This window comes from Mycobacterium sp. (assembly GCF_965230835.1).
In the GTDB taxonomy this organism is placed as follows: domain Bacteria; phylum Actinomycetota; class Actinomycetes; order Mycobacteriales; family Mycobacteriaceae; genus Mycobacterium.
In genome coordinates this window covers 4,904,058-4,911,367 of record NZ_CBDDLW010000002.1, presented here as the reverse complement: position 1 = coordinate 4,911,367, position 7,310 = coordinate 4,904,058, and the positions used below count along the sequence as shown (strand labels likewise).

The 7,310-nt window shown below is 60.4% G+C and carries 9 protein-coding genes and 1 pseudogene; 5 read left to right on the top strand and 5 right to left on the bottom strand.

Annotated elements, in window-relative coordinates; all coding sequences use genetic code 11:
* On the bottom strand, window positions 1-534 hold a 534-nt coding region (locus ACO07W_RS22385; protein ID WP_421846173.1), incomplete at its 3' end, for a transposase.
* Between the two features lie 94 nt (window positions 535-628).
* Between ACO07W_RS22385 and ACO07W_RS22380 the strand changes: the two genes are divergently transcribed.
* The gene (locus tag ACO07W_RS22380; protein ID WP_421845734.1) at window positions 629-1,003 is read left to right on the top strand and encodes a transposase; all 375 of its coding nucleotides are present in this window, start codon (window positions 629-631) and stop codon (window positions 1,001-1,003) included.
* 36 nt (window positions 1,004-1,039) lie between these two features.
* Here ACO07W_RS22380 and istB read toward each other — a convergent pair whose 3' ends face one another.
* Both istB and istA read right to left on the bottom strand, forming a co-directional pair.
* Window positions 1,040-1,831 carry an IS21-like element helper ATPase IstB gene (gene istB / locus ACO07W_RS22375; RefSeq protein ID WP_421839995.1) on the bottom strand — a complete coding sequence of 264 codons (792 nt, stop codon included), beginning with the start codon at window positions 1,829-1,831 and terminating at the stop codon, window positions 1,040-1,042.
* Window positions 1,831-3,066 (bottom strand): IS21 family transposase, encoded by a 1,236-nt coding sequence (istA, locus tag ACO07W_RS22370; RefSeq protein WP_421839994.1) that lies wholly within the window; start codon window positions 3,064-3,066, stop codon window positions 1,831-1,833. The genes istB and istA overlap by 1 nt, the downstream gene beginning before the upstream one ends.
* 94 nt (window positions 3,067-3,160) lie before the next feature.
* Here istA and ACO07W_RS22365 point away from each other — a divergent pair.
* The 4 genes and pseudogenes from ACO07W_RS22365 to ACO07W_RS22350 all read left to right on the top strand — a co-directional run.
* Window positions 3,161-3,388: pseudogene (locus ACO07W_RS22365) on the top strand (IS256 family transposase); the annotation flags it as partial.
* 735 nt (window positions 3,389-4,123) lie between these two features.
* Window positions 4,124-4,351 (top strand): type II toxin-antitoxin system VapB family antitoxin, encoded by a 228-nt coding sequence (locus ACO07W_RS22360; protein WP_421845733.1) that lies wholly within the window; start codon window positions 4,124-4,126, stop codon window positions 4,349-4,351.
* Window positions 4,348-4,743: a PIN domain-containing protein gene (locus ACO07W_RS22355; protein WP_421845732.1), complete on the top strand. Its 396-nt coding sequence runs from the start codon at window positions 4,348-4,350 to the stop codon at window positions 4,741-4,743. Before ACO07W_RS22360 ends, ACO07W_RS22355 begins: the two co-directional genes overlap by 4 nt.
* Window positions 4,744-4,841: 98 nt before the next feature.
* Complete coding sequence (locus ACO07W_RS22350) at window positions 4,842-5,270, top strand: hypothetical protein (RefSeq protein WP_421845731.1); 429 nt, start codon at window positions 4,842-4,844, stop codon at window positions 5,268-5,270.
* Between the two features lie 335 nt (window positions 5,271-5,605).
* Here ACO07W_RS22350 and ACO07W_RS22345 read toward each other — a convergent pair.
* Together ACO07W_RS22345 and ACO07W_RS22340 are read right to left on the bottom strand one after the other, a co-directional pair.
* A protein-coding gene (locus ACO07W_RS22345; protein ID WP_421840069.1) for an IS3 family transposase occupies window positions 5,606-6,750 on the bottom strand; the annotation gives its coding sequence in 2 pieces (ribosomal slippage) (window positions 5,606-6,483 and window positions 6,483-6,750; 1,146 coding nt in all).
* A gap of 40 nt (window positions 6,751-6,790) precedes the next feature.
* On the bottom strand, window positions 6,791-7,294 hold the full coding sequence (locus ACO07W_RS22340) for a hypothetical protein (protein ID WP_421845730.1): 504 nt from the start codon (window positions 7,292-7,294) through the stop codon (window positions 6,791-6,793).
* Window positions 7,295-7,310: the final 16 nt, after the last annotated feature.

Here is a 7,310-nt window from a genome sequence, read left to right as displayed (position 1 = left end):
GGCGTTGGGATGCATCCGAAAGTTCGAGGCATCCAAGAACAGGTAGTCCAACACCAGCTCATCAAGGCGTCGAGACGACCACGCAGCGAACTCGTCTTTGATGGCCGCACAAATCCGGCTCACCGTCGAGCGCGACAACGCCGCCTGCGAGCCCAGCACCTCGGCCAACGCGGCCTCGATGTCGCGATCCGACAAACCGCGCACCCATCCCGAAATCACCAACGCCTCCAGAGCGTGGGTGCGCGTCACCCCGGCACCGAATAGCCGCGAACAGAACCGCTCGTCGGTGTCGCGTAGTTTCGGGCGGCATAATTCGACCGAGCCCATCGTGGTCTTCACCGTCGCCGGCGGTTGATACCCATTGCGGTACCCGCCCGGGCCGTCCTGAACCCGACGCTGGTGACGGGCTCGGCCCAACACTGCTTCTACCTCGGCCTCCACGGCGACCTGAAACACCAGACGCACCGATAACCGCCCGACCTCCTCCAAAATCTCGGTCAACGGCCGCTCGGTCGCGGCGAACAACTGATCCATCTCAACACGCACACGCTCAATCGGCGATACTCGCTTGGTCACGGGCGTAGCCCCTCCTTCATAGCTTTCGTCGGTTGCGACGGAACCTACGCCCGTGACCATTTACACCAGCGATGAGACGCGACCGTTTCCGGCAAGCCTGCGTCAGCGGTGTCTGATCCATCGCTGCCGTAACGTCATCGCCAAGACACCTGTCGCGGTCCAGGACGAGATCAAAGCCGCGTTCTGGTCGATCTTCGATGACATTGACCAGCCACCCGGCCAGCAGGCCGTGGATGAAGCCACCCGCCGCGCCGAGGAGTTCACCACCACATACCGCGGGCTCTACCCAGCCGCGGTCGCTTGCCTGGCCAACGACTTCGCCTCGCTGAGCGTGCATTTGCGCTTCCCCCGCCAACACTGGACACGCATCCGCCATTCCAACCTCATCGAACGCACCTTCGGAGTGTCAACGGCAAGTGAAAACTGATCAGGTTTCGGCAATCGAAAATTGACCAGCTTGGTTTCATTGGTCCTCGGCTGTGGTGGTGTGGCCGAGGTCTCGGTCTTTGATGCGGTAGCTGTCTCCTTTGAGGGCGATGACTTCGGCGTGATGGACGAGTCGGTCGATCATGGCGGCGGCGACTACGTCGTCGCCGAACACTTCGCCCCACCGCCCGAAGGGCTTATTCGAGGTGACGATGAGACTGGCCCGTTCGTAACGCGACGACACGAGTTGGAAGAACAGATTGGCGGCTTCGGGTTCAAACGGGATGTAGCCGACTTCATCGACAACCAGCAGGGGGTAGCGGGCCAGCCGCGCCAATTCGGCTTGCAGGGTGCTGTTGTGATGGGCGCGAGCAAGACGATCAACCCATTGCGAAGCGGTCGCGAACGCAACGCGGTGACCTGCTTGACAAGCGCGCATCGCAATCCCGATCGCCAGGTGGGTCTTGCCGGTCCCTGGTGGGCCGAGGAACACCACGTTGTCTTTAGCGGTGACGAAGTCCAGGGTGCCCAGATGGGCGATGATGTCGCGTTTGAGACCGCGGGCATGATCGAAGTCGAACTCTTCCAACGATTTACGTGATGGGAAGCGGGCAGCGCGGATGCGCCCTTCGCCGCCGTGAGATTCCCGAGCCGACACCTCACGCTGCAGACACGCCGCGAGGAATTCTTCATAGCTCCACGCTTCGGTTCGGGCGCGCTCAGCGAGACGTTCGATGGCCTCACGCAGCGTCGGGGCTTTCAACACCCGGGTCAGATACGCCAGCTCGGCGGTGACATCACGGCTGCTGGTCGCGGTCTTGGCAGCCATCACGCCACCGGCCCGTCAAGGCCCAACAAGGCGTCGTAATCAGCGAGACGGCGTTGTTCGACCTCCACGTGATGCGGTGGACCAACAACCTCGAGCCGTTTGCGCCGCAGCAGTTTCGCGGCCTGGACATGTTCGGGATCGCTGATCGTTTGATGTTTGGCCCAGATCCGGTCGTGGTCGGCGACCAGCGTGCCGTCACACCAGACCCGCACCCGGTTTAGATCTGCGATGATCTCGATACGGCGGCCGATCGCGGCCGGATGCACCGAGTAATCGTTGCTGTCGAGGCGCACGTAATGATCGCGAGGCAACCGCGTTGAGCGTCGCCATCCGATGCTGGGCCCAACCGGCGGCAATGCCAGCATCGCTGCGGTATCGGCGGCGATGCGATCTGCTGGCCGGCATCCCAGCACCCGATGCTGGCGGTGGTTGGCCCCCACCAGCCAGGCCTGCAACTGGATGTTGAAATCGGCTGGGGAGCCAAACACCCGCCCCGGCAAAAACGCCCGCTCCAAATAGTCATGGAACCGTTCAACCAGACCCTTGGCCTCAGGATCAGCGGGTTTACAGATCCCTACCGTGGTGGCCAAGGTCCCGCGGAAAGCCTGACATGCCGGGGTCAACTCTGGTCGGCGTGCCCGCCACCGCCCGACCGCGCCCTCACCATCCCACACCAACACCCGTGGAACCGCACCCAACGTCGAAAGATGCTGCCACCAACCGGCATACAAGTCTTCGGCAGCGCGTGTCGGAATCAACAGCGCCGAAGCCCACCGTGAATACCCACACACCATGGTCAACACCGGTAACGTCGCCGCCCTACGAACCTGGCCATACCCCACCGGCACCACAACATCGGGAAACCAGAAGTCACACTGCCCGACCTCACCGGCCACATACGTCGTCCGTGACACCGGATCCGGCGCCAAATACAGTGGCCGTAACTCACGCACCCGCCCACTCAGTGTGCGGATCGAATACGACCAACCGATCCGCTCAGCAATCACCGTCGCCGGCATCCGCGGATAGGCCGCCAACAACTCCCGAATCCGCGGCTCGGCCTCATCAGCAACAGAACCCCTCACCGCACGCCGATACTTCGGCGGCCCATCAGAAGCCAACGCCGACTTCACCGTATTCCGCGAAATACCCATCACCCGCGCAATCTCGGCAATCGGCAACTGCTCCGACCGGCGCAACCGGCGAATCTCAGCCCAATCCTCCACGTTCAACACCTGCCTCCTCCTTGACACATAGCCAAGGCACTCTAGGAAGCTGGTCAATTTTCAATTGCCGCCCACTGGTCAGTATTCAGTTGCCGCCGACATCGGAGAATCCCGTCGCCGGGTCAAGGTCATCGGCCGCCTACCCGGCGAAACCAGCTGTCTGTCGCTGGTATGGGCCGTCCTCGACCGCGCCAGCCGCGGCTGGCGCGGAGTCACCCAAACATCAGCGACCAGCCGCCACCTCCAAGAACTACGCCACCAACTGCTCGAGCCACCCCGCCCACTGCATCCCCCCACCACAACAACCACGACCGACACCACCGCCGCGTAACATGACCACCAGGAACATGCGCCCAGCGTTTTTACACCAGTCCTAAGACGCCACCGTCACAACGACGCGCCGGGCTTTTCGATCCAGGTAGCTCGATCCCGACAGCCGCGTCTAAGTAGATGCGCGGTCAATGCCGATGAAAGGCATAAGTAACAAAGGCGTTTCGCGGAGGTAGACCCGGGACAACCTCAGTAATGGTTTGTGATGTATTTGGCTGAGCAGCGGTCGAAGATTTCAAATCAGAGCCGGGGCAGGACAATACGTCACTGTGACGGTTGTGTCGCGCAGCCCAATGGATTATCGCCCGCCGGGTTCCCGATTTATCTGACGGCTGCGGCGCCGTCCAACGGTTGGCAGTTCGCGAGCGGTGGACTGTACTCTACGGAGGCGTATTCGGCGCACGCCCACGTGGTGTGGCCGCCGCATCCGCATGGCTGGTGTGGGGACGACGCGCACGTTGTTGGGGCGCAGTCGGTGGCCCGCCTGGCAACGTGACGGAGGAAAAACCATCCAGCCTCCGCTTGTACAGCGCACCAGTTCTCCCGCAGCGGGCATGTATCCCATGCTAGATATCCGCCTCCTCCCCCCTCGAAAACCGGACGAAGTAGCTCAATGCTGTTGCGCTAGAGGAACGTCCGGTTCGCGTGTCGGCTATTGGGAACCCGGCGAAGGTGCCTCAGGCCGGAGTGCGGACGCGAGCATTATATGTACATATAGTACATGTACTATCTACATATGCCTGTTAAGAGGACCACGATCGAGTTGGATGAGGATCTTGTGGGCGCGGCCCAGGCTGTCACCGGGGACACATTGCGTGCAACGGTCGAACACGCACTCCGTCAACTGGTGGCCGCAGCTGATGAGTCTGCCGCCGCGCGGCGGCAACGGATTGTTGAGCACATTGCCCATGCCGGTGATCACGTAGACGTAGATGTGCTGCTGTCAGATCAGGCGTGGCGTTGACCACGTGGATTCTCGACAAGAGTGCCCACGTGCGACTCCTCGCTGGTGACACACTCCCGGCCGGCATCGATCTAGCCGACCTCGCCATCTGCGATATGGGCCAACTCGAATGGTTGTATTCGGCCCGGTCGGCGACCGACTACGACAACCAGCTAGCGTCGCTGCACGCATATCAGTTCCTCCCGGTGCCCGCTGATATCTTCGACCGAGTCCACCGACTCCAGCGCGACCTTGCTCACCACCACGGCATGTGGCACCGAACGCCAATTCCCGACTTATTCATCGCCGAAACTGCGATTCACCACCAGGCCGGCGTGTTGCACCGAGACCGTGATTACAAGCGAATTGCTTCCGTCCGAACAGGTTTCCAAGCACAAGAACTCTCATGGTAACCCGACCCGCGTTTCGGTAGTGGGATGCTATCTACATCGTGATCGTCACTTGAGTTGGGCACTGCGGTCAACCGGCAGCTGCCCCCGGCGTGCGGTGGTTGGATACAGGCGTACTGGATCTAGCGGCAAACACCAGTGCGGTCGGAGCAGATGAACACGCGCGGCCCGAAACTCTCGGCATCCCAAGCGAAATCGAGGTCGGCCGGTATCGTCGCGCGTATCGGGAAGGGTGGCTGATTTTGATGAGTGCTGAGACTGTTGGTACGGACAAGGATGCTGGTGCTGCTGCGGCGGTAGCGTTGGTTCGGCAACGGGCCCCGGAAACGCGCTTTCTTCCGTTGGCGGCACGTCTGGTACCGGATCATCCGGGATATTTTCAGGTCAATCGCGTTGATCGTGCCGGGCGCGTACTGCCTAATGGCTGGACATTTCTGGCCAACATGACCAAGCGGGCTGTGGTGCGTACCAGTGGTGATCCGGACCGACTTGACTTCACTACGGCTCTACGGCGCGGCGTTCGGGAATGATGTCGGTGAGGATTTGGTAGAGGGGGTTTTTGGCGGCTGCTGTTTTTGTGTCGGCGCCGGCGGCTTCGATGTAGCGCTGGGATGTGGCGATGGAGGCGTGGCCGAGGAGGTCGCGCAGTGTGTAGACGTTGACATCGGCGTTGGCTAGTTCGGTGGCATAGGTTATCTGTACTTGATTGTGCGAAAGCGCTTGTTGTTCAATCTTTCTCGTTGTCCGGCACGTGAGGCATGTGCGGCAAGTAGGGGTGTGGAGCCCAGTTGTGATCTGTGAGAGTGGCTGGTCCCCGATATCGGGTCCACCTGGAATTAGAGCCAGGTTGTTGTTGATCTGGATTTTAGTTGATGTCGCAGGCTATGGGGTGATGGGTGTGGCTGCATTGGGCAGCGTATTCGGCCGGAGTGCGATAACCCAGCGATGAGTGGCGGTGGCGGTGGTTGTGCTCGTGTTTGAAATCGCTGATCACCACCTTGGCTTCGAGCAGGTCAGTCCAGTAGTTGCGGTTCAGACACTCCTTTCGTAAGCGGCTGTTAAAGGATTCAATGTAGGGGTTTTTCCAGGGCTGACCTGGGGGGATATAGGTCAGCCCGACTTTTCCGTCGCAAAACTGCTGCAACGCTTGAGAAATCAGCTCCGGCCCGTTGTCCATGCGCAGCACCGTGGGCGGACCCCCGGCAGTGGTGAACACTCGCTCGAGCTCGTCGACCAGCGCCTCGGCGGTGATGGAGCGTGCGGTCATGTCCAGCAGCGACTCGCGAGTGTGCTCATCGAGCATCGAGGCGATCTTGACCGACCTGCCGTCGATAGTGGAGTCAAACTGAAAATCCAGCGCCCACACCACCTTGGGGGCATCGGCGATGATCGGCGGCACTGAGGGCACACCACCACGTTTGCGTGGGGAGCGGACGGCGACTTGCAGTCCCTCTTGGCGCCACAGCCGGTGGATCTTCTTCTTGTTGACCTGGTGATGCTCGTCGTAGCGCAACGCCGACCACGCACGGCGAAACCCGTGACAGGGGTGTTTGCGGGCGTAGGAACGCAGCCAGGCCCGCAGATCGGCATCCGGGTCCGCCGGGGTCTGGTCGATACGGACACGTCGGTAGGTTGAGCGGGCCAGCCCAACCGCTTGGCACGCCAACCGTTCTGAGATGCCCTTGACTTCTGTGAGCATGTCCACGGCGCGGCGTTTGGCGGCTGGGCTCAAAATTTTCCCTTGGCCACCTCACGTAGGGCGTCTTTGACGAGCTCGGCCTCGGCCAACAGCCGTTTGAGCCGCCCGTTTTGCTCGCGCAGTTCCTTGAGCTCGCGGGCCGCATCGAGATCCATTCCCCCGTAGGCTCGGCGCCAGTTGTACAGGGTGGCCGCCGATACCCCCAGCTCGGCAGCGATCTGCTCACCGGAGCTGCCGCCGGCGGCCAGCTCATCAGCTCGGCGCAGCTTGCGCACAATGTCTTCGGCGGCATACCTCTTACGACCAGCCATTTCCTTGTCCCTTCCAGCCCACGTTTAGGGCCACGAGACTCTAAAACAAGCTGGACTCATTCACGGGGAACACGCCACAAGGGCTTAACCAGTCGTACCATGATCCGCCAGCGAATATTTTATGTAAGCAGTTCATTTCATAGGCTGAGGGAACAAAGCGCCATTGGCCCACATCTGGGCCGGAAGGTTGTAATGTATAGCTATTTTTTTCGCTGGAATAGGAATACAGTTCTTTAAAGATTTGCGATTGTCTGGAATGAATTTCAGAAGCCGTACGTACTGAATGTGCGAGAGTTTGAACGCTGGAGATGAACGTTTCCATCGAACTCTTAATATGAGGTATTGGAGTTCCCTGCCATTGTTCCATCAATTTATCAAGACTAGAGGTCAAGTCCGCCACGGTTTTGTCGATCGCATCGGCAAGTTGCTTGTGTGCAGACGAGGCGGTATCGTGAACGGTCCATCCGCCGTACTGTGGCAAGCGAATTATCCAATTGACTATAGTGCCATCATCGCCACTATATGCGCCCCGGTCGCGTCTCATCGCTGGTGTAAATGGT

Coding starts and splice junctions, on each gene's coding strand:
- istB (WP_421839995.1), bottom strand. CDS start 1,831: ATGGCTGCCAAGACCGCGACCAGCAGCCGTGATGTCACCGCCGAGCTG.
- ACO07W_RS22360 (WP_421845733.1), top strand. CDS start 4,124: ATGCCTGTTAAGAGGACCACGATCGAGTTGGATGAGGATCTTGTGGGC.
- ACO07W_RS22340 (WP_421845730.1), bottom strand. CDS start 7,294: ATGAGACGCGACCGGGGCGCATATAGTGGCGATGATGGCACTATAGTC.